Raw genomic sequence first — 21,432 nt, 5'->3', positions numbered from 1 at the left:
GGAGAGACAACTTGTCTCAAACAGAGGATGACGTTGACGCGCCCACCCGCTGTCAGGCCGGAGCTAAGCCTCAGCCCCGCTCCGATGCGTCGGGTTGGCGCGCTCGAAGACAGCCGCTCAAATCATTTGGCCTTCGTTAACCTTTCGATTCGAATGTTTGACTCATCAATGAACGCCAGGGCATCATCCAAAGCATCGTTAGCTGCTTTTGCGGACTTCGCAACGCTCTCAAATAGGTCGAGTAGATCAGCCGGCAGCGGGTCATTGAAGTCATCGCGAACATCGAGCGTGCCATCCAGAAGACCGAGCCGAACGCATGGCGGGAGATTGGAAACGAATTGCTCTCCGTGCTCCACTGAAAATCTTACGAGTTCCCGATGCCCATCCGGATATTTCTTAATACAGAGTCCGATAGGGGTATCCGCATCGCGGTAGTAAATCGCCCTTCCTGCGTCAAGATGCTCGCGTGTTGCACGGCCATCGTCGGATTGCAGAAGACGAATCCACTCGTCCGTATCATCCGGCAGACCTTTGAATTCGTCATCTTTCATAGTAGGTCCAACTCCGAGGCTGAATGAAGTTTAGCCGCTAAATCTGCCGAGTTCGCCAGCGTCTTCGCATCTTCCGTAGGTCATTAGCGGTGCGCTCATGATATTAGCTTAAGGGCAGTGCGCTATTCGGCTAGCGAAGGATGAGCCTCTGGATCGCGATTGTCGTCGCAAGCTTTCGCCAGGTTTGAGCACCAAAGCACTGGGAATATCAGCACTGAGCTGCAAGGGGGCCTGTAACACTCTGAAAGACCTATACCGCTTCAGGACGACCTTGGTTGCTGTGTCGCTTTCGAATTTTTCTGCCCAGCTTCCTTACTTGTTTCTCAAGCTCCTCGATGTTTGTGAGATAGGGCCTGAGCTCGTCCATAATACGGTCCTCCCGTTCCCGGAGTTGCTTGACCATGAATGCGTAGTCTCGCTCGTATTTTTGACGAGCCACCCACGTTTCCGACCACGCGCGATTGAGCTGTTCGCTGTCCTTCCTCACCTTCCGCAATTCGCGTATCGCCGTCTTCAGTTGCGCATCTTCTGCCAGTTCGGCAGCTATTTCCGGGTTCATGTCAAGCCTCGCTTGCGCACGGTCCACTGTCACATCGCTTCGATTACAGCTCCGCACAAACTTGCCGTTCTAGTCTGCGGGATTGAACCAACCGCGCGCCCCCGTACTGTCAATGAACGGGAGCTGACGGCCTTACGCGCCATTGCCGTTGATGCCACCGCACGCAGATTCAGGGCCTCTTGCACAATCTCAAGCCGCGAGCCACGGCTTCGAGGCCCTTACGGGACCGCCATGAGCGTCGAGAGCCCCGAAACAACCGCGCCTCGATGTTGTTGATTCAGGCCGTGCGAAAAATCGTGCCGCCGCCTCTACGTTGACAGTACGGGGGCAGGGTTGGTTGCTATCGACTCAACTCCTGTGGGGCTCGTCCTTCTCCTTGTCGATACGCCGATTCGAAGCGGAGATGAACGACAGGCGTCGTCTACAGCGTCATTGGCTTTCTGGACAAACGCAGCTCAAGGAACGCGCTTACGCTTTTCCCGCTCCACCATCGATCATCCCTTGTTATTAATGTAGCTCGCCGCTCGGCAGTCGGGTGGGGTTCTTAACCCCTCCCTTCTACCGAGAAGCTTATTTCTTTCGGGCCGTCAACCTCCGTCCGCCGCCTTCGGCGGTGTCTTGAGACGGGGCTTGATGGAATAGCGCCACGGTCCCTTATAGCTCGGCAAAACCGCTATCAAATGCTCGCCTTGCAGGTCAAATGTCACCAGCTCCCGTCGACCGTCCGGATACACCTTCAAAATTCCGTCCATCCCTTCCGGAGCCGACACATACGCCGGCTGACCGGCTGCTAAGACCGCTTCAAACGGCCGCTCACGCAGAATGGCTTTAATGTCCAGCTCGAACGGGCGCGGCTTCCGCGTCGAACGTGCCGCTTTGCGACCTGACCAACCCATCACACCGAGGTCCCAAGCGCCGACACTTCAAATCCAACAACCTCGACCGCCGACGCCGCAGCATCCAACGACTTAAACACCCGAGCGGCACCATCCTTAACCGCTCGCAACGCCACCGCTCGATCTTCAGTTCCAAAGAAGCGAACCACCCATCCGCCTGGAACACGAACCAACGCAAAGGCCGTCAAGAGGCCCCCCTCGCGCAGTTCCGAGGCTACCCGCTGCGTTACCAATGTCTGATCCGAGAACGCCGGCAACTCCAACGCCCTACGATCTGTCACATCCTTCATGCAATCCCCCGCGTTTTGGAAAAACATAGTGACGTTGTTCAAAAGCATCAAGACATTCTTGATGGTCGGGAATACGTTGGTCCAAACGGAACAGACGTTTTGTCCTGCCCCTCGTTTGTCAACAGCGCTTGTGACAAATGACCTATGCGCCATCTGCGATACCGTCAGGGTCTTCGTCCCAAAACCTCTCCCCCACGCGGAAGCCGAGTTGCCGAGCCACCTCACGCGGCAACCGCAATAGAATCGAAGCCTTCTGTCGAACCACCAGCACCTCGAAATCAACTCCCTGGATTTCGACGTGCAACACCTCGTCATCAAACAGCTCGTAGTACGTCTTCCACGGCGTTGTACATCCGCCCTCGCTCTGCTCAACTATCCTATCTCCGCTCATTTCTCCTCCCTTACCACGTATGCACCGCCGAACTCATCTGCCGCATGTTCTTCGTCGGCGATTATTCACACCAATCCGCGTCGCCACAAAGCTCAACAGTTCAGGAGCCAAATTTAGCCGCGAAATTCGCCTAGCGCGCCAGCTTCGGGCGATAACGCCAACCGCACATTGCGAACACCGGAGGGTTCCCGGCGAGCGGGCAAGAGCACCGGACTGAAAATTTAGCAGCTAAATCTTAACGGTCCTTTGTAGACACCGTCCGAGAGCCGGAGAGCCAAGACGCACTTCTTCTTTGCAGTCCGCGAATGACGGCAACTTCCGGCGACCGAGATAGCCGGCGCTAATCGCTTTTATTCGGCGCGGTTGAATTCGTAGCCACTCATTCGAAAAGCATGACGGATGACGACCGAAGATGGACTACCGGGCAGCTGATTTCTCAACGAGATCGAGCATTGCTATTTGCATCGTAACAATCCGTTCGAGCACGCCATGAATAACCCTGCGCATTTGCTCAGGATCTTGCGAGCTGAGTTTTTCGCTATTTGTCAGCCACAACTTTAATAAGCCACCCAGCCGCCCTTGATCGCCATTAATTTTGGCGAGCTTTAGCACCAGCTCTGCATCGATGACTCCCTTGATGCGGTAGCCTATTCCGACGTTACGCAGGTACATCGAAACACTCATTCCTGCCTTACGCGCGTTCTCTTCAATGCTCGCCTTCTCCTCCGGCAAGCACCACACCTTGATTGGCGTAGAACCTTTTCGGGTGGCCTTCACTTCGTTATCCATTCTGGCGTTCATTCGGTATGCGCCCTTGGTCGGGCCGTCGTCACCACGAGGTGACCACTCGCGTTAGCACGTTTCCGTTGAGTGCGGAGCGCGAATAAGGAAAAGTGAAGAAGGTCCGCCCGCTTGCGGGTGGGCCTACTTCACCTATCTTGCCCGGTTTGCAATCGATACGTTTCAGCAACGACTATCAAGAAGTTGAGGAACATGGACGATCATTGCTGACACAAAAGCGAACAGCTCGCTATTTGACCGGTTTCGTCTTGTCAGATCGAAAAAAAAACGATCGTTGATCGGTTTTACCGCTGATTTGTCCTGATTCCCGCCAAATTCTTGTCAATGATCAATGCCTTTACATATCTACGAAACGCCTGGTATCCAAACGAAATGACGCCCGAGTCCTGAAGGGCGCGATGGATCGCCAAAATGGACCAACCCTCCTCGATTGCGCGCTGAACCTCGCTTTGAATTCCGAGGAAAGTAGCGCGATTCACTGCACCCGACGGGCCGGTGGACTCAGCCAAAACTTGTGCCGCAATCCTTTGTGACAAACTCATTTTTTCCATTCGACATCTCCTCAATCGTGCCTCTGGTTATGTGCACCGAGCTATTTTCACGTCTGTGACCTCACACTTCTCGGTAAAAACACGGTATATTTTCGATAAATTTCGATCAATAGCCGGTCAGCATTCACGCTACCCACTACGACTCTCCTCATTAGATTGCGACTCTATGCGTATCAAGTCTTACAGAGATGTAGAAATCATGAAGCTCAGAGCAAGAGCAATGATGAGATCTTTAATGCACAGAAAAGGATTTGTGAAAATCAACCAACTTGCAGCGTGGATTAACCGAGAATCAGAGAAGCTGGGTTGGACCGATACGCAGACCTCAAACAAGTGGTACAAGCTTGATAACGGTGACTTCAAACATTATCCGACGGGCCCGATCGAAATGCTCGGCCAGCTGTTTGATGATGCCAAACTTATTTTTGAGGACGGCCCCGCCAATTTATGGCGCGCACTTTGGGGTAACGCAGTGGACCCGTCCGTCCTTTGGACATTATGTCGAACGCGTATTTGTAGCGATGGGCCTTGGCTCGATGATGCCGAATGGAGAGTTGCCGAAGCCACTTCTGTGAGCCCACGCACATTCCACCAGACCCTTCGGGAGTTTGAAGGCGAATTACTGCTGGCATTGAATTATCGCGAACCGCTTACCTTGAATCACCTTACCGAAGCGATCGCTCTGTATCGCTTGCATCAAACCATCAGTTCGCTAGCGGTTTCCGACATCGATGGAATCGGACTCTACCGCTGTATCCAACATTGCTTGGAAGCCACAGGAATCTTTCACGAATTGGACGACTATGGTGGCTACGACCTAGTGCGCAGCGAATTGGTAAACATGGAGATGAACAGACTCGACGTAGACCGTGCATATCGAGCTTCCATTGGCCTAGCGGAGCACGAGGTAGCGCACTACGCTTCTGCCTCCCTCTCGTGGATCACCGATGACGACCGTTGGGATACGCTCGATTTGGATTGGGCTCCATCGACATCGAAGGCCCCCAAAATCCTTGCACACCAGACTTAGGAACGTGCTGGCCGATATCGTGTGTCTCAGTTCGAGTCCTCGAATGCACAAGCCCTCGATTGCCAAGCTACGAATCACTATGATCGGACGCAAGAGAGATCATCGCCGCATTCAGTGCAGGTAGTACGCGGCGCTACTGCTATGCGGATGCTCGGTATGCTAAAGCCGCAGTATGATTAAAGAAAGATTAAAACTAGATTAGGTGTTGCGAGTCGAATGCTGGAACCTTCCGCCGTTGCTAGGTTTGCGAGGCATTCGGCCTGTGGATAGCTTAGGCGCTGGAACGGTACGAGCTAGGTGTAGGAACGGCAAAGTGTAGGCGAAGGAACGGTATCTTGTAGGTGCTGGAACGGCAATTCGATAGGTGCTAGAACGGCATCAACGTATCGCTTTAATTTGCCCCTCAAGCCGCTTGGCCAGGTGTCGGCGTTGTGACCCGGTCGGCTTCTTTTCGATATGCACGAGGTCGCCTTGGACGTCATAGTCGAACTGCTGACCGTGGGCCTTGCTCGCCTCAGCCAAGGCATCAAGTGCCTTGCGTAGCGTCTGTCGCGCGCTGCTCGTGCTCTCGTCTTCGCTACCGGCGAGCCTCAGCAGTGTTTCCATGCGCATAGGGTATGGCTTCGCGTGACTTGCGTAGAAGCCGTGCAGCCATTGAGCAAGCGACTTTCCGACCAGCGCGCGACGTACATTCCAGTCGATCTGCGTGAACTGATCCGCCGCGAACAAGGTATGCAACTTTGGGCTGACTACGATCACCCACTCTTGTGTTCGGCTGTCTTTATAAGCCTCATCAATCAGACCCCCGATGTACGACCCACCCTCCTGCATGATCTCTACTGCATTAGCTCTCAAACGAAGGATGCGGGCGTGCAGCACTTTACGGTTCTTGCCCGTGTCGGTCTTGCCCATTAATTTCAACAGCGAATAGGACGTCATGCGGCACGGTATTCCCAGCGACTGAAGGCGCACAATGTGGAGTACGCTTTCCCAGACGTCGAGGTCGCCCTGATCAAGGCGTTCGCCAGTGAACAGAATTGTGAGACCGTCAAGCGTCGGTACCAGTTCACCCGACAAATAGCGGCGGTGCCCCTTGGCAATCGCGCCGAACAGTGCTGATCGTAGAAAACCGTTTGGCACGCCTCGCACGATATCCGGCCATTGCGGCAACTGGACGACGTCGGACAGAAGAGGTGCTGGAGCCACGCTGTCGCGCTGTTGACGGACGCTCCGCTCTCGGTGCTTTTTCTCCATTTCTGCAACACGTGCGACTAGGGCATCGACCGAGTGGCGCAGCGGCTTGCCGCCGCTCCTTGCTGGTCTTTGTCCGTGCACGGCAGCGCGAGTCATGCGGCCTCGCAGATCATCGGCGGTACGACTCACCGCTTGTCGGCGCAACTTGTGCGTTTCGCGACCGATTCGGCTTTCGTCGGCCGGCCCCGTCGACGCGTTTCAGCAAAGGGCCGTTCCGGGGCGTCGGGGAACGGTTCATCGGCGACGTGCTGGCCAATCCACCTTTCTACATCTTCCACGCGCCACAGAAGGCGTTTTGTATTGGGAAGGCGGCAGATCGGCGGGAGGGACTTGGGATTGCGCGTCGCATCGCTACGGATGCTAGCGACAGACTTCTGTAGTTGCTCTGCGAGTTGATCGACCGTGAGTAGGGCTTGCATGGACATGGCTCTTTTTCTGCGCCATGTCACATTTGTGCACACAGCGGCGTTGGTTGGCTGATGTATGCAAGGTTGACTTTGACGATCAGTGAAATCTCGGTAGAAAAGCAAAGTGTTTTCTACCAATGAGCCGTGTGCTCATACAACCACCACGTGACGCCACAAATCCGCCACACTTGGTGTGCAAAAACCTGCTTCGGAAAGCAAAACAACGCACTACATCGCAAGACGTAGTGCGTTGTTTCTAAAGCAATTTCGTGGTGGAGAGGAGGAGGATCGAACTCCCGACCTTCGCATTGCGAACGCGACGCTCTCCCAGCTGAGCTACCCCCCCAACGAACCGAAATTGTACCACAGCAAAATCGACGTCGATCAAAGCCCTTCGGACGATTCCCACAGATTCCTACTTCCCCTGCGCCCCCGCAAGAATCCAGGCAACGACGGCTTTGATATCCGCATCGCTCATCTTCAGATGCGATGGCATCGGTATCGCCCCCCAAACTCCCGCGCCGCCGCTCTTCACTTTCTTTTCGAGCTTCACGCTCGCCTGCGCGTCGCCCTTGTACTTCTCGGCGACTTGCTGAAACGACGGCCCCACGAGTTTGCGATCGATCGCATGACAGCCCATGCAAGCATTGCTTTGCGCGATCGACATCGCATTCGCGGACGAAACCGGCTGCTCCGCAGCGCCCACGCCAAAAGACGCGACAACGATAGCCGCACCAAAAAGCAATCGCCCCATCCTCATTTCACCGCCGATGCCGGACTGGCATTGCCCGGACGCACGTCCGAATTCTTCACAGGCGCGGGCGACTGCATATCGAGCGGCCGCGACGTCACGCCCGAATCCGGTACCGTGCCGACCGTCGCATCCGCCGGAGCAGGCGCGCTCGCGGCAGACACCGCGCTCGCATCCGACGCAGCCGCCGCTTCGAGCGCCTGCGCTTCTTCAGGCTTGATGTACTGAAACACCTTCACGACCTGTTCGACGCCCGGCACGCGCGCGGCCACATCCGCGCCATGCGCACCTTCATCCTGCGTGACGAGGCCCATCAGATAAATGACGCTGCGCTCGGACACGACCTTGTAGAAGTTCGCGCGCAAATCCTTCTCGCCGACCATCGCGGTCTTGACACGCCCTTCAAGATACGAATCGTTCGCGCGCGACGAATACGAACTAGCGCCCTGCACCGACAGTTCGTTCACGATGCTGCCGACGTTGTTGATGTCGCGCACGACCGCTTCGGCCTTCTGCTTCGAGGCATCGTCGGGTACTTCGCCGGTCAGCAGCACGCGCCGGTTGAACACGGTCACGTTGACGTGCGCCGTATCGGGCAGATTCTCGTTGACCCGCGAAAGCGCCTTTACCTGAATCTCGCGATCTTCTGTCTGCGCACCGAGCGTGCGGCGATCCGTCGCGATCAGCGTGCCGCCCGCCGCCGCGCCGACGACCGCGAGCGCGCAACCCTGCAACGTCAATGCAACGCCCGACAACATGCTCACCACGAGCGTGGCCTGAGCCAGCGTCGCCTTGACGCGTGTCTTGTTCATCAACTCCGTTCCCCCTTTCAGTTTCAGTCGTCTCCGAGCAGCATCGCATCGATGCCGTCGCACAAACAATGAATGGTCAGCAGATGGACTTCCTGAATGCGCGCCGTTCTCTCGGACGGCACGCAGATATGGATGTCCGTTTCGGCGAGCACGTCCGACATCGCGCCGCCACCCTTGCCCGACAGCGCGATCACGATCATCTCGCGCTCATGCGCTTCCTGGATCGCCGCGAGCACATTGACCGAATTGCCCGACGTGCTGATCGCGAGCAGCACGTCGCCCGACTGACCCAGCGCGCGGACCTGGTTCGAGAAGATCTGCTCGAACGCATAGTCGTTGCCGATGGCCGTGAGTATCGATGTGTCCGTCGTCAGCGCGATCGCCGGCAGACCCGGACGCTCGCGCTCGAAGCGGCCGATCAGCTGCGCGGCAAAGCGCTGCGCGTCGGCTGCGGAGCCGCCGTTGCCGCAGACGAGAATCTTGTTGCCGTTGGCGAGTGCGCCGAAAAGCGTGTCGACGGCGGCCGCGATTGGAACCGCCAGCGCGTCGAGTGCTTCGACTTTGAGTGCCGCGCTGTCGCGGAATTGCTGTTGAATACGTTCGACTGACATCGACTCTCGATCATCGGCCGCGACGTGCGGCGGTACGTGGCTTGAACGCTCAAAGCGTCGGTTGTTGCGCAGTTTACCGCATGCATCATGCGATGAACCGCGCTCAAGGTTCGTCGGCGCGAAACGCATCGGACAGCCAGTGGATGCGGCCCGCATCGAAGGCGACGACATCGAAGCGGCACGCCGGCATCGCGCCGCACCACGTCGCGAGAAAATGCTGCGCGGCCAGCACGATGCGCGCGCGCTTCTTCATATCGACGCTCGCGGCTGCATTCGCATAGCGCCTGCTCTTTCTCGCGCGAACTTCGACGAACACGAGCGCGCCGCGTTCATCAAGCATGACGAGATCGATCTCGCCGCCGCGGCACGTCACGTTGCGCGCGACGAGGCGCATGCGTTGCCGCTGCAGAAACTCGAGCGCGTGCGACTCGAAAACATCGCCGAGCGTTTTGGACACGACGCCTCCATAAAAGTTGTCGGCGGGCGAGGCGAATCGCGCGTGGCAAAATGACGTCCTTTCCTTCGATGCCCGCGCTCATGCTTCAGATCTCCGAACTCGCCGCCGGGCAGCACTATCCGACGGGCGCGCTCTATGTCGTCGCGACCCCGATCGGCAATACCGCCGACATCACCGTGCGCGCGCTGCACGTGCTCGCGCTCGTTGACCGCATCGCCGCCGAGGACACGCGCAACACCGCGCAATTGCTCGCGCGCTACGGCATCTCGAAGCCGTCGATCGCCGTGCACGAGCACAACGAGCGCAGCGCCGCCGAACGCGTGATCGAGCATCTCAGGCACGGCGAGCGCATCGCGTGCGTGTCCGACGCCGGCACGCCCGGCATCTCGGACCCCGGCGCGCGTCTCGTCGATGCCGTCCGCGAAGCCGGTTTGCCGGTCATTCCGCTGCCCGGCGCGAGCGCGCTCACGACCGCCCTCAGCGCGGCGGGCGCGTGGGTCAGCGGCTTCTCGTTCGTCGGTTTTCTGCCGACGAAGGCCAAGCAGCGCGCCACGCAACTACGCGCGCTCGCGAATCATCCGATGGCGCTGGTGTTCTACGAGGCGCCGCATCGCATCGTCGAAACGACGCGCGCGCTCGGCGAGGCGTTCGGCGGCGGACGGCAATTGCTGATCGCCCGTGAGCTGACGAAGTTACATGAGAGCCTGCATCGCTGCACCCTGGCCGAAGGGCCAACGTGGCTCGAAGGCGATGCCAATCGTCAGCGCGGGGAATTCGTTCTGGTGGTGGAAGGCGCGCCAGAAGCGCAAGACGCCGACGACGCCCACGATGCGCTGCTTTCGACGCTGCTGGAAGAGTTGTCGGTGAAGAGCGCGGCGCGCATCGCGGCGACTTTGACGGGCGCATCGCGCAACGCGCTGTACGAACGCGCGCTCAAACTCGCAAAACGCGACGAGCAATGAAAACGGGCCGTCGCGAGACGGCCCGTCGGGTACTGCCAGAACTGAAGCGCGATCAGTTCACGCTGTCGTCGGCGAGAGCCTGAGCCTGCTCTTCGCGCGCCGCACGCGCTTCCTGCTGTGAGAGGCCTTCGATCTTCACCTTCTGCGTGCCAGTACCGCGCATGCCGAGCACCGCTGCGGCCGCATACGACAGATCGATCACGCGTCCATGCACATAAGGACCACGGTCGTTGATCTTTACGACCACCGTCTTGTGGTTGGCCTCGTTCGTCACACGCACCCACGATGCAAGCGGCAACGTACGATGCGCCGCCGTCATCGCATTCATGTTGAACTTCTCGCCGCTCGCGGTCTTGCGGCCATGGAACATGCGTCCGTACCACGACGCCTTGCCCTTCTGCTCGAAGCTGCTGGCGTCCGGACCGGTCGTGATCGGCTCGGCGTCCGAGAGCGACTGCGCGGGCTGGGCGGGTTTGTCGGCCGGCACGGCGGACAAGTGCGAATCAAAAGCGAGCGGCGCCGTCGAGCGGGCACTGCTCGTGCTGAAGGAGTTTGCCTTCTGAGGATTGGATGCGACATCGCCCGAACCCGGCGCGGCGCAACCGGCCAGCACAACAACGGCTAGCAGGCTTCCGACATGTCGAATAAATCGAGCATTCATAGACGTGTTTTTAACGAAAAAGGAGCGGCCGCGCCGCGCTGGTCTGCGCGCGCAAGGCTGCTCGAGGCTTTGCCGTGCAAAGCAGAACGCCGCTCGATCAAGCGAACGGCGAACTGTGCTCGGATGCGGCGCACTCGTGCCGCAAACGCCCGGTTATTGTTCACGTCTGGCGCAACCTGTCCCCGGCAGCCTGACCAGACCCCACAAGCCGCCATCGAACGTGGCTTCACGTCCGTGCGCTGGGAAAACTGGATGAGCGCAGGAACGGCGGCGTAGGCCCCATCCGGCGTGACGGCTGCAAGGGCCATCTGACAGACGCGCGGCGTCTGGCCGGACAAGACGTGTGCACCTACTGGAGATGCTTGAATTGCAATTGCGAGGCTTTTGGCCTCCAACAGCGTACTGACGGCGATTGTAAAAACGCACTAGCGTTTTGGCCTTCGCCTATTGACGGCATGCTTCACGGCATGCACAAGTATCCCCATTATACAAAAAATTGGGGGTTCGTCTCGCCGGACCCATCGAATCGTCATTGATTTTCGCTATGACCGTAAGAATTGCCGGTTCTCAAGACTTACAGCATGCGTAATTCAGTGTGCGATGCGCATGCTGAGACGCCGGTACAATGAGCGTTTTTACAGGCTCGCGCGTTCCGACCTCAGTCATATGAAAGTCATTCTCGTTCCCGTGACGCCTTTTCAGCAGAACTGTTCCATCGTGATCTGCGAGTCGAGCCGCCGCGCCGCTATAGTCGATCCGGGCGGCGACATCGAGCGCATCATCGAAGAAGTCGCGCGTCAGGGCGTGACAGTCGACAAGATTCTTCTGACGCACGGCCATCTCGATCACTGCGGCGGCGCCAAAGCGCTCGCGGACCACTACGGCATACAGATAGAAGGACCTCATCGAGAGGACGCGTTCTGGATCGATCAGCTGCCCGCGCAGACTCAGCGCTTCGGTTTCTCGAATGCCGAGGCGTTCACGCCGGAGCGCTGGCTCGTCGACGGCGACACCGTGCAGTTCGGCGACGAGTCGATGGAAGTGTACTTCTGCCCCGGCCACACGCCGGGTCATGTCGTGTTCTTCAGCCGCGCGCACAAGATCGCCTTTGTCGGCGACGTGCTGTTCGCGGGTTCCATCGGCCGCACCGATTTCCCGCGCGGCAATCACGCAGAACTGCTCCGCTCGATTCGCGAGAAACTCTGGCCGCTCGGCGACGAAGTCACCTTCGTTCCCGGTCACGGCCCTGCATCGACATTCGGCGAAGAGCGGCGCACCAATCCGTTCGTGCGCGACGGAGTGACAGCGTGAACGCGATTCCCGAAATCTATGTCAGCACGGATGTCGAGGCCGATGGCCCGATCCCCGGCCCGCATTCGATGCTCAGCTTCGCGTCCGCCGCCTTCACGGCCGACAAGCAGCTCATCGGCACCTTCTCCGCGAATCTCGAAACGCTCGAGGGCGCAGCGCCGCATCCGGTGCAGGCCGCGTGGTGGAAGACGCAGCCCGACGCGTGGGCCGCATGCCGCAAGGATCTGCAAAAGCCGGAAAGCGCGTTGCCGGCCTACGTCGAATGGGTGGAGGCGCTGCCGGGCAAGCCGGTGTTCGTCGCGTATCCGGCCGGCTTCGACTTCACCTATATGTTCTGGTACATGATGCGATTCGCCGAACGTTGCCCGTTCTCCTGGTCGGCGCTCGACATCAAGACGCTCGCATTCGCGATGACCGGTCTGCCTTATCGCAAGGCGATCAAGCCGCGTCTGCCGAAACACTGGTTCGACGAGTTGCCGCATACGCACGTCGCGCTCGACGACGCGATCGAGCAAGGTGCGCTCTTCTGCAACATGCTCGCCGAATTGCGCACGTCGCAGGCGAAGCTGGCCGCCGCATCGAAAGAATCCGGCGCGGACAGCGAAGGTAAAACCGCGCCGTCAGGGCAGTGAGTTAGGGAAACTCCCTCAGGCCGGCCGCGTTTGCATTGCGTTTCTTTTCCGGCGCCTCTACCATTAGAGTCAAATCGCGACCGAACGGAGGCGCAGTTGACTCTCGACACGTTCTCACAAAAAATCCTGCGTCTTCTGCAACTGGACGCGCGCCGTTCGGTTCAAGAGATCTCCGATCAGGTCGGTCTGTCGAGCACGCCGTGCTGGCGTCGCATCAAGGACATGGAGCAATCGGGCGTGATCCAGCGCTACACCGCGCTGCTCGATCGCGAGAAGCTCGGCCTGCATGTCTGCGCGCTCGCGCATATTCACCTCACGCGGCACACGGAAGGCGGCGTCGAGCAATTCGAACGCGAGATCGCAACCTGCCCGGAAGTGACCGAGTGTTACAGCACGACCGGCGAATCGGATTACATCCTCAAGATCGTCGCGCCCGATATCAAGGCGTACGACGCGTTTCTCCACGACCGCATCTTCAAGATTCCTGCCGTCGCGCAGGTGCGAACGAGCGTCGTGCTTCGCGAAATCAAGTTCGACACGCAATTGCCGCTCTGAGACGCCGTCAGCGCGTATCGATTGCACGCGTCGGCGCCGTGGCTGGCGCAAGGTCGAGCATTTGCGCGACGCGGATTTCGCGCGCGCCGACCTTGCGCCCGAGCTTGTCGAGGTCGATCGCCTTCAAACGCGCCGCTGTATCCGATGCGTTCTGCGCGGGCAACGTGACTTCGACATTGAATCCGCTGCTCAGATAGTGAAGGTTCAACGCCTCCACCGATAGACCTTGCTGCGCGAACGCCGCCCGCACCGCGTCGCTCACGGTCGAGCGCAGCGGAAAATCGCCGGGTAGCGGATTCAGTTCATCGAGTTCGGGATCGACATGAATGAGCGCGTCGATGACACGCGTATCGGCCATCACATTCGCGCGCGCCGATTCGGCAATGTAATGACCCTCCGAAACCGAAATGAGCGGATCGACGAGAATATGCGCGTCGACGATGGCGAGATCGCCCATTTTCCGCGTGCGAAGTTCATGCACTTCGCGCACACCCGGCGTGCCCGACAAAATGGCGCGTAAATCGTCGGTGGTGGATTGATCGAGGGCGCGGTCGGAAAGATCCTGTAATGCGTCCCACGCGAACGTCCATCCCATTTTGCCGATCAGAAAGCCCACGAGCGCGGCAGCGATCGGGTCCAGAATTCTGAATCCCGCCAGACTGCCGATAATGCCGAGCGCGACGACCAGCGATGAAGCGGCATCGGAACGGGCGTGCCACGCATTCGCGACGAGCATTGCCGAGCGCACGCGTTCGGCGGCGCGCAGCATATAACGGAAGAGCGCCTCTTTGGAAACGAGGACGATAAGCGCGACGGCCAACGCGCTAGCCTTTACTGCTGGAATATCCTGAAGGTTGACGATACGCGTGCCAGCGCGCCAAAGCATTCCGACACCCACGGCGACAAGCAATCCGCCGAGGAATAATGACGCGACTGTTTCATAGCGGCTGTGACCGTAGTTATGGTCGACGTCCGGCGCGGCTCCCGCGTGTTTGTTGGCGAGCAGCACGATAAAATCGGAGACGATGTCCGCGAGGGAATGAATGCCATCGGCGATCAATGCCTGAGAATGCGCAAGAAAGCCGACGATGAGCTGTGCCGTCGTAAGCCCGCTATTCAGCGCAATGCTCGTCCACGTCGTTCGTCGGGCGACATTCTGCTTTTCTGCAGCGTGCGCAGTCGAAAGCGGCATGTAATCTAACCCCGGGCTTTATGATTCTGCATTTTATCAGCCGGATGCGGACGTTGTTGCCGGCCGAGCAGCTGATTTCTTAAGAATCATCGGCTTAAGCCACGAAGGACGAACCGTTGATTGATGTCGCGCAAATAAAAAGCCGCGTTACGAAACGCGGCTTGGAGTGCATGATTCAAGTCAGTGTTACTTGCCGATCAGAAAATTATCCCGATCTTGCCCGGCGATCCACTTTGGCGGCTTGCCGCGACCGGACCACGTACTGCCGCTCTCCGGATCGCGATATTTCGGCGCCACGCCGGAACGGCTGCTGCGCGCGGCTTTTGCGCCTTTCGCGCCCCGACCGCCAGCCAGTTCCTGAAGCGTGATCCCATAATCCGCCATTTTTTGTTTGATCTCATTAAGCACTTCAGCGTATTCGCGCGACTTCGCTTCTTCAATCTGACGTTCGAGAGACTCGCGTTGAGCGAGGAGTTCCTTGTATGAAGGCATGGCAATTTCCTAAGTGGTTTGCTGGCTTGCGAGTCGATAGCTCGCTATTGATTATCAGTATAGCCCCGGACTGGCAGGCAGATTAACACACTTCCCAATATCGCGGCATGTGCGCATTGCCACGCAATAAAAGTTTAGCAATTTTCTTCGTAACAATTGCCGAACTTTCACAAACTTCGAAGGGCCGAGATATCGCATTAAAAGGTTCCATTCGTACTTCACGCTCGCATCTCATGAAAGCAAGACAAATCGGGCGGCGGGAAAGTTTCATGAAATGGCAACTTGCGACGATGTTTTCCGCCCGTGTACGCTATCCGGCTAAATCGGGACGCAACAACTCGGATTTATCGCCTTCGCAATTCGCCCTTTACGCTCGGCGCCTTTTGATGGAAGCCGCCTTCGATCTTCAAATGTCAGTTCGAGGTAATCGAATGTAAAACGATTGCGAGTGCGGGCAAACAACAGGGCCGCCCGCGCATCGGAATAAGTGTAAAGCGTTTAGTCATGCGCGCGGGAAACTGTAACGCAGCGAGCCGAGCGTGTCGCCTGGCCGTTCGATAGAATCGAAAGCCTTCGCGTCCGATGGCAACATGTCCGGTTGCCTCGCCTCTCGCGCAACTTCAGAACCTATTTTTCCGTGTCCGATTCGACCACTGCCTCCGCCGCCTGCGAGTCCAATCCGACGCTCGCATTGCATCGCAGCCTCCCGCACGCCACGCGCGCCCGCGCCCGCTATTCGACGATGGCCGTATTCTTCATCGCCGGCATGATGTACGCGTCGTGGGGCGTCCACGTGCCCACCGTGCGCGATAAATTCGCGCTGAGCCCCGGCATGCTCTCGTTCGCGCTCCTCGCGGTCGCGGGTGGCTCCATCTTCGCGATGCTCACCGCCGGATCGTGGATCGCGCGCGCCGGCACGCGCACGGCCTGCCTGACGGGCGGCATCACAATGATGCTCTGCGGCTCGCTGATTCTCGTGACGCCGTATTACTGGATGCTGCTGATCGTGCTGGCCATCTTCGGCTTCGGCATGGCGACGCTCGATGTCGCGATGAATGCCGAAGCGAGCGCCGTCGAGCAGGCGCTGGCGCAGCCGATCATGTCGTCGCTGCACGGCATGTTCAGCATCGGCGGGATGGCGGGCGCGGCCGTCGGCGGGGCGCTGCTCGCGCACGGACTCGCGCCCGCCGCGCATCTCGCGCTCGCTTCGGGCGTGAGCCTCATCGTGCTGCTCGTGTCGATGCCCGCCGTGCTGCCGCACGTGCCGCATCACGACGAACACGCGAAGGCGTCGTCGTCGAATCGCTGGCGTTCGGGCGCGCTGTGGGCGCTCGGCGGCCTCGCGCTCATCGCGTTGATCGCGGAAGGTGCGATGTACGACTGGGCGACCGTCTATATGCGCGATGTCGTCGAGGCCACGCCGTCGGTGTCGAGCGCGGCATACGCGGCGTTTTCCGGCGGCATGGCGGCCGGGCGCTTCGGCGGCGACGCGGTGCGTGCGCGCTTCGGCGCGCCGCAACTCGTCTTCGGCAGCGCAGGGCTTGCGTTCATCGGCATGGCGATGGCGCTCGTGTTCCCCAACACCATCGTCACGATGACCGGCTTCACGCTGATGGGACTCGGCCTCGCGAACATGATGCCCGTGCTGTTCGCGGCAGCGGCGCGCGTCGAAGGCGTTACGCCCGCCGAAGGACTCGCGCAGGTCGCGGGCCTCGCGTATTTCGGGCTGCTGCTCGGGCCGGTGCTGATCGGCGGCGTCGCGCAGATCAGCACGCTGCCGATCGGTCTATGCGTCGTCGCGGCGTGCTGCCTCGTCATCACCGCGATCGGACCGCGCATTCTCAGGCGCCTGAAGATATGAAAAAGCGCGCGGGCCTTTCGGCACCGCGCGCTTTTCTGGACTTGGAAGCCCGAAGGAAATTACATCTTCACGACGTCGAGCAGCGTCTTCTTGCCGCCCTTGTAGTTGTACAGCGAGATCACGCCGTGCTTCAGATCGCCCTTCGAATCGAAGGTCGTCTCGCCGATGACGCCCTTGTAGTCCGTGTTCGGCATCGCGGCGACGATCTTCGCCGGATCGGTCGAGTTCGCGCGCTTCATTGCGTCGACGATGATGTACACAGCGTCATACGTGAACGGCGCGTAGATCTGGATCGGCTGGCCGAAGCGCTTCTGGAACTTCTCGGCGAATTGCTTGCCGCCGTCCATCTTCTCGAGCGCCATGCCTGCTTCCGAGCACACGACGTTGTCGGTCGCGTCGCCGGCCAGATCCGACAGCTTTTCCGTGCAGACGCCGTCGCCCGCGAGAACCTTCGCGCGCAGGCCGAGCTGCTTGGCTTGCTTGGCGAACGGGCCGCCGGTCGCGTCCATGCCGCCGTACATCACGGCGTCGGGGTTCTCACCCTTGATCTTCGTCAGAATCGCGCGGAAGTCGACGGCCTTGTCGTTCGTCGCGTCGTGCGAGATGACCTTCAGGCCGAGCGACTTGGCGGTCTTCTCGAACTCGTTCGCGAGACCCTGGCCGTAGGCGGTCGAGTCGTCCACCACGGCGACGCTCTTCACCTTCAGGTTCTTCGCGGCGTAGTTGGCGAGCGCCGGGCCTTGCTGCGCATCGGTCGCGACGACGCGGTACGTCGTCTTGAAGCCTTGCTGCGTGTAGGTCGGGTTCGTCGCCGACGGGGAAATCTGGACGATGCCCGCGTCGCTATAAATCTTCGATGCCGGAATGGACGTACCGGAGTTCAGGTGACCGACGACGCCGACAACCTTGTCGTCGACCAGCTTCTGCGCGACCTGCGTGGCGGTACGCGGGTCGGCTGCGTCGTCCTGTGCGTCGAGTTCGAGCGTGACCTTTTGACCGTTGATCGTCAGGCCCTTCGCGTTGATTTCTTCGACTGCGAGCCGCGCGCCGTTTTCATTGTCCTTGCCCAGGTGAGCAATACCGCCGGTCAGCGGAGCGACGTGACCGATCTTGACGACCTGGTCGGCTGCTGCGGACGTTGCCAACGTAGCGAACAGCACGGCTGCGGCGCTGATCGGCAACAGTTTGTGAAGCTTGGTGTTCATGTAAGTCTCCAGTTTCGGTCCCAAAAACAACGTAATCGCCCTGTGCCCCGTCTTTCATCACGATCGCTCAGTCCCGTGGACGACCACGCCGGATGCATCGTCATGCACTTGGCAAGTTCTTCCGGCAGGCCGTTCGTGGCAGCCGCCATCCGCACTGCGCGCAAGTGTAGGGTTGTCAAATTAATTTAGGGAAGTTTTTTAAGATACTGGTGTCACTACCGATTAACGGCCAGTTGTGATGCGCCGCCGTTTGTGGTGGTGTTCGCGCGAAGAAGCCCTGTACATGCGGGTTTCCGCGACATCGGCGCGCAAAGGTTTGACCGTCATTCGAGTTCGGTAGACACGCGTCGATAATCGCCGCCTGTCGGCATCATTAGCCGGTTTTTAACGCTCGTTTTTAGCGCGCGTCTAGATCACGGCCTCTAAAACCCCGCCGCGCGTCAAAGCGCATGCCAGGCGCCGCGCGGGTGTTCAGGGCGCTTGAAAGGGAAAGCTGGCACACTCACACGCCTCTCGCCCTTCACTAACAAGGAGTTTCGACGTGACCGTATCCACGACTTCCCGCTGGATCGACATTCCGGCCGATGGCGGCAGCTACCAGGGTTACCTCGCACTGCCCAAGACCGGCACCGGACCCGCCGTGATCATCCTTCAGGAGATCTTCGGCGTGAACAGCCATATCCGCAGCGTCGCCGATCAATATGCCGCCGACGGCTATGTCGCCCTCGCACCCGATGTCTTTTGGCGCACGCAGCCGCGCGTCGAACTGGGCTACGAAGGCGCGGATCGCGAAAAGGCGATGGAACTGCTGCAGAAGACGCAACTCGATGCCGCGGTCGCGGATGTCGGCGCGGCGGCGAAGGCGCTGCGCGCGCTGCCCGAAGTCACGGGCAAGGTCGCGGCGATCGGATATTGCTTCGGCGGCCGGCTCGCGTATCTCGCGGCGGCCGAAGGCTCGGTGGATGGCGCGGTGGCCTACTACGGCGGCGGCATTCAGAACGCGCTCGACAAGGCCGATCAGGTGAAGGTGCCGATGCAATTCCACTACGGCGAACTCGACGCGCACATTCCCGCCGACGCGGTCGACGCCGTGCGCCAGAAGTTCGCAGGCCGCAAGGATTCGGCGCTTTACGTCTACGCACAGGCAGACCACGGCTTCAATTGCGGCGATCGCGCGTCGTATAACGCGAAGGCATCGGCGCTCGCGCACGGCCGCACGCTCACCTTCCTCGGCGAGCATCTGTAATCCGTTTGCGATCCGGCGGGCGCGCTTCGAAAGAAACGCGTTCGCTATATCAGCGCGGGCAACCCTTCCACGAGAAGAAAGGCCGCGAGCACGCCCAGCAGCGCGCCGAATACGCGCAGTACGTTGTTTCTCAGATGCGTCGCACAGGGAATGGCCCCGAGGAATAGCGCGCCAGCTAGCGCCATCGGGATGATCAGAATGAAGTCGCCGATCGTGAAATACGTCGTCATGGTGCGTCTCCCATCGTCCTGCTTCTGGCTTTTTATCGGCGCGAGTAGAACACTTGCATCGACGATTCGAGTATAGGCCGCTGCCCGGAAGTTGCCGGCTCAACTTCGTGCGAGGGCGAACCACGACGACGTACAAAAGCCTTGCATGACAAGGGCTTACACGCACCGACTTTTAAGCAGACACGGAATAACCCTTAGTACCGTCTTATTTCATTCGGCTTTCGAATCTCACTGAGCGGTAGCGCGCTCGCGCTTGTTCAGATATGCGGCGCCTGCGATTCCGACGACCAGCAGCGCGCCGATCAACCCGGCCACGCCCGCCCAGCCGAACGCGGTCCAGAAGTGGCCGCCATACGATCCGATCAGACTCGATCCGATGTAATACGCGAGCAGATAGAGCGCCGCCGCCTGGCCTTTCGCCTGTGCGGCGAGACGACCGACCCAGCCGCTCGCGACCGAATGCCCCGCGAAGAAGCCGAACGTCAGACACGCGATGCCCGCGATGATCACCGGCAGCGCGTTCGACAAGGTCAGCGCGATGCCGAGCATCATCAGCGCGAGGCTCGCGATCAGCACGCGGCCGCGGCCGAAGGCATCGGCCATCTTGCCGGACCACGGCGACGCGACGACGCCCGTCAAGTACACCGTGAAGATCGCGCCGATCTGCGTCTGATTGAGATGAAACGGCGCGCCCAGCAGCCGATACCCGACGTAGTTGTAGAGCGTGACGAAGCTGCCCATCAGCACGAAGCCGATGACGAAGAGAAACGGCAAGCCGCGATGCCGCAGATGCCCGGCAAGCGAGCGCCGATGATGCGCGAAGCCGACGCCGCGCCGTGGCTTGAAACGTCGCGATGGCGGCAGCAGCGAGCGAAACGCGAGCGTGGCGAGCAAACCGAGAAGCCCGATTCCGCCGATCGCGACGCGCCAGCCGAAGAAATCCGCGAGCACGCCGCTGATGACACGCCCCGCCATCCCGCCGATGGCCGTCCCGCCGACATACAGCCCCATCGCGAGGCCGAGCCCTTCGGGATGCACTTCCTCGGCGAGATACGCCATCGCGACCGCGGGCACGCCGCCGAGCGCAAAGCCTTCGAGCGCACGCACGACGAGCAGCGCGTGCCAGCTCGGCAGCAACGCGGCAATCACTGTCAACACCGACGACGCCAGCAGTGAAAGCGTCATCAGCCGGTGACGGCTCCAGCTTTCCGAGACGAATCCCGCGATGAAGATCGCGATCGCCAGCGCCGCCGTGCTCGCCGACACCGCGAGCGCGCTGACCGCCGGACTCACGCCGAACGCCTTGGTGAACTCCGGAAGCAGCGGCTGCACGCAATACAGCAGCGAAAACGTCGCATAACCGGCGAACAGCAGCGCGAGCGAGGCACGCCAGTAAGCGCGCGAACCGCGTTCGAGATACGTTGCGGTATCGGTGGCCCGGTCTGCGTTAGCATCCACGAATGAAGTCTCCGCTGAAAAACTTACGACGATACTCCGAAGCTAAGGGTTTTGCCTAATGCGACGGATGCATCTCGGCGACGATCACCAGTAATTACTGCGAGTCGTCTGCGATCGGCAACATAACGCGGCGATTGGCGTCGCGCCGACGCGCCGCGATGCGCTAAAGTAAGAGCACAATCGTTCAACGAAAGCCGCGCGTGTCGCGCTTCGCGCAACAATGACGCGGCGATTGTCTGGTGCACGAGCCGTCAAAAGCCTGTGCT

Annotated in this window: 25 protein-coding genes and 1 tRNA gene; 7 read left to right on the top strand and 19 right to left on the bottom strand. The window is 59.6% G+C overall.

Features of this window, described 5'->3' with window-relative positions:
• Positions 1-122 precede the first annotated feature (122 nt).
• The 7 genes from AWB77_RS36570 to AWB77_RS01220 form a co-directional block, all read right to left on the bottom strand.
• The gene (locus tag AWB77_RS36570; RefSeq protein WP_063936463.1) at positions 123-551 is read right to left on the bottom strand and encodes a hypothetical protein; all 429 of its coding nucleotides are present in this window, start codon (positions 549-551) and stop codon (positions 123-125) included.
• A gap of 250 nt (positions 552-801) precedes the next feature.
• The gene (locus AWB77_RS01245) at positions 802-1,110 is read right to left on the bottom strand and encodes a hypothetical protein (RefSeq protein ID WP_061133109.1); all 309 of its coding nucleotides are present in this window, start codon (positions 1,108-1,110) and stop codon (positions 802-804) included.
• A 587-nt stretch (positions 1,111-1,697) separates the two neighbouring features.
• Positions 1,698-2,006 carry a hypothetical protein gene (locus AWB77_RS01240; RefSeq protein ID WP_061132573.1) on the bottom strand — a complete coding sequence of 103 codons (309 nt, stop codon included), beginning with the start codon at positions 2,004-2,006 and terminating at the stop codon, positions 1,698-1,700.
• Entirely contained in the window at positions 2,006-2,344 is a 339-nt protein-coding gene (locus AWB77_RS01235) for a hypothetical protein (protein ID WP_061132572.1), read from the bottom strand. Before AWB77_RS01235 ends, AWB77_RS01240 begins: the two co-directional genes overlap by 1 nt.
• A gap of 94 nt (positions 2,345-2,438) precedes the next feature.
• The gene (locus AWB77_RS01230) at positions 2,439-2,687 is read right to left on the bottom strand and encodes a hypothetical protein (protein WP_061132571.1); all 249 of its coding nucleotides are present in this window, start codon (positions 2,685-2,687) and stop codon (positions 2,439-2,441) included.
• A 417-nt stretch (positions 2,688-3,104) separates the two neighbouring features.
• A complete protein-coding gene (traJ, locus tag AWB77_RS01225; protein WP_445343880.1) occupies positions 3,105-3,488 on the bottom strand; it encodes a conjugal transfer transcriptional regulator TraJ in 384 nt (127 codons plus the stop codon).
• Positions 3,489-3,772: 284 nt separating this feature from the next.
• Entirely contained in the window at positions 3,773-4,039 is a 267-nt protein-coding gene (locus AWB77_RS01220) for a TraK family protein (RefSeq protein WP_061132570.1), read from the bottom strand.
• 199 nt (positions 4,040-4,238) lie between these two features.
• On the opposite strand from AWB77_RS01220, the gene AWB77_RS01215 reads away from it, so the two are divergent.
• On the top strand, positions 4,239-5,069 hold the full coding sequence (locus AWB77_RS01215; RefSeq protein ID WP_061132569.1) for a hypothetical protein: 831 nt from the start codon (positions 4,239-4,241) through the stop codon (positions 5,067-5,069).
• A gap of 378 nt (positions 5,070-5,447) precedes the next feature.
• On the opposite strand, the gene trfA is transcribed toward AWB77_RS01215, so the two are convergent.
• From trfA to AWB77_RS01185, 6 genes are all read right to left on the bottom strand, one after another.
• A complete protein-coding gene (trfA, locus tag AWB77_RS01210) occupies positions 5,448-6,419 on the bottom strand; it encodes a plasmid replication initiator TrfA (RefSeq protein WP_082852568.1) in 972 nt (323 codons plus the stop codon).
• Between the two features lie 581 nt (positions 6,420-7,000).
• Positions 7,001-7,076, bottom strand: a tRNA-Ala gene (locus AWB77_RS01205).
• Between the two features lie 69 nt (positions 7,077-7,145).
• Positions 7,146-7,490, bottom strand: coding sequence for a c-type cytochrome (locus AWB77_RS01200; protein WP_061132567.1), 345 nt, complete (start codon positions 7,488-7,490; stop codon positions 7,146-7,148).
• Positions 7,487-8,293: a BON domain-containing protein gene (locus tag AWB77_RS01195; protein WP_061132566.1), complete on the bottom strand. Its 807-nt coding sequence runs from the start codon at positions 8,291-8,293 to the stop codon at positions 7,487-7,489. Before AWB77_RS01195 ends, AWB77_RS01200 begins: the two co-directional genes overlap by 4 nt.
• A 23-nt stretch (positions 8,294-8,316) precedes the next feature.
• Positions 8,317-8,904, bottom strand: a complete 588-nt coding sequence (locus AWB77_RS01190) for a phosphoheptose isomerase (protein ID WP_061133107.1) — start codon at positions 8,902-8,904, stop codon at positions 8,317-8,319.
• Between the two features lie 103 nt (positions 8,905-9,007).
• Positions 9,008-9,361, bottom strand: a complete 354-nt coding sequence (locus tag AWB77_RS01185) for a YraN family protein (protein ID WP_061132565.1) — start codon at positions 9,359-9,361, stop codon at positions 9,008-9,010.
• Between the two features lie 80 nt (positions 9,362-9,441).
• Between AWB77_RS01185 and rsmI the strand changes: the two genes are divergently transcribed.
• Positions 9,442-10,323, top strand: coding sequence for a 16S rRNA (cytidine(1402)-2'-O)-methyltransferase (gene rsmI / locus AWB77_RS01180; RefSeq protein ID WP_061133106.1), 882 nt, complete (start codon positions 9,442-9,444; stop codon positions 10,321-10,323).
• A gap of 52 nt (positions 10,324-10,375) precedes the next feature.
• On the opposite strand, the gene AWB77_RS01175 is transcribed toward rsmI, so the two are convergent.
• Positions 10,376-10,984, bottom strand: a complete 609-nt coding sequence (locus AWB77_RS01175; RefSeq protein WP_061132564.1) for a septal ring lytic transglycosylase RlpA family protein — start codon at positions 10,982-10,984, stop codon at positions 10,376-10,378.
• Between the two features lie 666 nt (positions 10,985-11,650).
• Here AWB77_RS01175 and AWB77_RS01170 point away from each other — a divergent pair.
• The 3 genes from AWB77_RS01170 (at position 11,651) to AWB77_RS01160 (ending at position 13,482) form a co-directional block, all read left to right on the top strand.
• The gene (locus AWB77_RS01170) at positions 11,651-12,295 is read left to right on the top strand and encodes an MBL fold metallo-hydrolase (RefSeq protein ID WP_061133105.1); all 645 of its coding nucleotides are present in this window, start codon (positions 11,651-11,653) and stop codon (positions 12,293-12,295) included.
• The gene (locus tag AWB77_RS01165; protein ID WP_061132563.1) at positions 12,292-12,927 is read left to right on the top strand and encodes a 3'-5' exonuclease family protein; all 636 of its coding nucleotides are present in this window, start codon (positions 12,292-12,294) and stop codon (positions 12,925-12,927) included. Before AWB77_RS01170 ends, AWB77_RS01165 begins: the two co-directional genes overlap by 4 nt.
• Before the next feature lie 96 nt (positions 12,928-13,023).
• Entirely contained in the window at positions 13,024-13,482 is a 459-nt protein-coding gene (locus tag AWB77_RS01160; protein WP_008352298.1) for an Lrp/AsnC family transcriptional regulator, read from the top strand.
• A 7-nt stretch (positions 13,483-13,489) separates the two neighbouring features.
• Here AWB77_RS01160 and AWB77_RS01155 read toward each other — a convergent pair whose 3' ends face one another.
• Both AWB77_RS01155 and AWB77_RS01150 read right to left on the bottom strand, forming a co-directional pair.
• The gene (locus AWB77_RS01155; protein WP_061132562.1) at positions 13,490-14,674 is read right to left on the bottom strand and encodes a cation diffusion facilitator family transporter; all 1,185 of its coding nucleotides are present in this window, start codon (positions 14,672-14,674) and stop codon (positions 13,490-13,492) included.
• A 186-nt stretch (positions 14,675-14,860) separates the two neighbouring features.
• Complete coding sequence (locus tag AWB77_RS01150; protein WP_061132561.1) at positions 14,861-15,166, bottom strand: H-NS histone family protein; 306 nt, start codon at positions 15,164-15,166, stop codon at positions 14,861-14,863.
• A gap of 637 nt (positions 15,167-15,803) precedes the next feature.
• Here AWB77_RS01150 and AWB77_RS01145 point away from each other — a divergent pair.
• On the top strand, positions 15,804-17,027 hold the full coding sequence (locus tag AWB77_RS01145; RefSeq protein WP_061133104.1) for an MFS transporter: 1,224 nt from the start codon (positions 15,804-15,806) through the stop codon (positions 17,025-17,027).
• 59 nt (positions 17,028-17,086) lie between these two features.
• Here the strand turns inward: AWB77_RS01145 and AWB77_RS01140 are convergent, their stop codons facing one another.
• Positions 17,087-18,232 (bottom strand): branched-chain amino acid ABC transporter substrate-binding protein, encoded by a 1,146-nt coding sequence (locus tag AWB77_RS01140; RefSeq protein WP_008352302.1) that lies wholly within the window; start codon positions 18,230-18,232, stop codon positions 17,087-17,089.
• Positions 18,233-18,773: 541 nt separating this feature from the next.
• Between AWB77_RS01140 and AWB77_RS01135 the strand changes: the two genes are divergently transcribed.
• Positions 18,774-19,478, top strand: a complete 705-nt coding sequence (locus tag AWB77_RS01135) for a dienelactone hydrolase family protein (RefSeq protein ID WP_061132560.1) — start codon at positions 18,774-18,776, stop codon at positions 19,476-19,478.
• Between the two features lie 44 nt (positions 19,479-19,522).
• On the opposite strand, the gene AWB77_RS01130 is transcribed toward AWB77_RS01135, so the two are convergent.
• Both AWB77_RS01130 and AWB77_RS01125 read right to left on the bottom strand, forming a co-directional pair.
• A complete protein-coding gene (locus AWB77_RS01130) occupies positions 19,523-19,708 on the bottom strand; it encodes a hypothetical protein (RefSeq protein ID WP_008352305.1) in 186 nt (61 codons plus the stop codon).
• Positions 19,709-19,936: 228 nt separating this feature from the next.
• Positions 19,937-21,166: an MFS transporter gene (locus AWB77_RS01125; protein ID WP_061132559.1), complete on the bottom strand. Its 1,230-nt coding sequence runs from the start codon at positions 21,164-21,166 to the stop codon at positions 19,937-19,939.
• Positions 21,167-21,432 lie beyond the last annotated feature (266 nt).

Source organism: Caballeronia fortuita, from assembly GCF_001544835.2.
Classification (GTDB): Bacteria; Pseudomonadota; Gammaproteobacteria; order Burkholderiales; family Burkholderiaceae; genus Caballeronia; species Caballeronia fortuita.
The sequence above is the reverse complement of the archived record's forward strand: the minus strand, read 5'-3'. Positions and strand labels throughout refer to the sequence as shown.

Bases quoted from the DNA above. Each gene is read 5' to 3' on its own strand.
- AWB77_RS36570 (WP_063936463.1), bottom strand. From the start codon at position 551: ATGAAAGATGACGAATTCAAAGGTCTGCCGGATGATACGGACGAGTGG.
- AWB77_RS01245 (WP_061133109.1), bottom strand. From the start codon at position 1,110: ATGAACCCGGAAATAGCTGCCGAACTGGCAGAAGATGCGCAACTGAAG.
- AWB77_RS01240 (WP_061132573.1), bottom strand. From the start codon at position 2,006: ATGGGTTGGTCAGGTCGCAAAGCGGCACGTTCGACGCGGAAGCCGCGC.
- AWB77_RS01235 (WP_061132572.1), bottom strand. From the start codon at position 2,344: ATGCTTTTGAACAACGTCACTATGTTTTTCCAAAACGCGGGGGATTGC.
- AWB77_RS01230 (WP_061132571.1), bottom strand. From the start codon at position 2,687: ATGAGCGGAGATAGGATAGTTGAGCAGAGCGAGGGCGGATGTACAACG.
- traJ (WP_445343880.1), bottom strand. From the start codon at position 3,488: ATGAACGCCAGAATGGATAACGAAGTGAAGGCCACCCGAAAAGGTTCT.
- AWB77_RS01220 (WP_061132570.1), bottom strand. From the start codon at position 4,039: ATGGAAAAAATGAGTTTGTCACAAAGGATTGCGGCACAAGTTTTGGCT.
- AWB77_RS01215 (WP_061132569.1), top strand. From the start codon at position 4,239: ATGAAGCTCAGAGCAAGAGCAATGATGAGATCTTTAATGCACAGAAAA.
- trfA (WP_082852568.1), bottom strand. From the start codon at position 6,419: ATGACTCGCGCTGCCGTGCACGGACAAAGACCAGCAAGGAGCGGCGGC.
- AWB77_RS01200 (WP_061132567.1), bottom strand. From the start codon at position 7,490: ATGAGGATGGGGCGATTGCTTTTTGGTGCGGCTATCGTTGTCGCGTCT.
- AWB77_RS01195 (WP_061132566.1), bottom strand. From the start codon at position 8,293: ATGAACAAGACACGCGTCAAGGCGACGCTGGCTCAGGCCACGCTCGTG.
- AWB77_RS01190 (WP_061133107.1), bottom strand. From the start codon at position 8,904: ATGTCAGTCGAACGTATTCAACAGCAATTCCGCGACAGCGCGGCACTC.
- rsmI (WP_061133106.1), top strand. From the start codon at position 9,442: ATGCTTCAGATCTCCGAACTCGCCGCCGGGCAGCACTATCCGACGGGC.
- AWB77_RS01175 (WP_061132564.1), bottom strand. From the start codon at position 10,984: ATGAATGCTCGATTTATTCGACATGTCGGAAGCCTGCTAGCCGTTGTT.
- AWB77_RS01170 (WP_061133105.1), top strand. From the start codon at position 11,651: ATGAAAGTCATTCTCGTTCCCGTGACGCCTTTTCAGCAGAACTGTTCC.
- AWB77_RS01155 (WP_061132562.1), bottom strand. From the start codon at position 14,674: ATGCCGCTTTCGACTGCGCACGCTGCAGAAAAGCAGAATGTCGCCCGA.
- AWB77_RS01150 (WP_061132561.1), bottom strand. From the start codon at position 15,166: ATGCCTTCATACAAGGAACTCCTCGCTCAACGCGAGTCTCTCGAACGT.
- AWB77_RS01140 (WP_008352302.1), bottom strand. From the start codon at position 18,232: ATGAACACCAAGCTTCACAAACTGTTGCCGATCAGCGCCGCAGCCGTG.
- AWB77_RS01130 (WP_008352305.1), bottom strand. From the start codon at position 19,708: ATGACGACGTATTTCACGATCGGCGACTTCATTCTGATCATCCCGATG.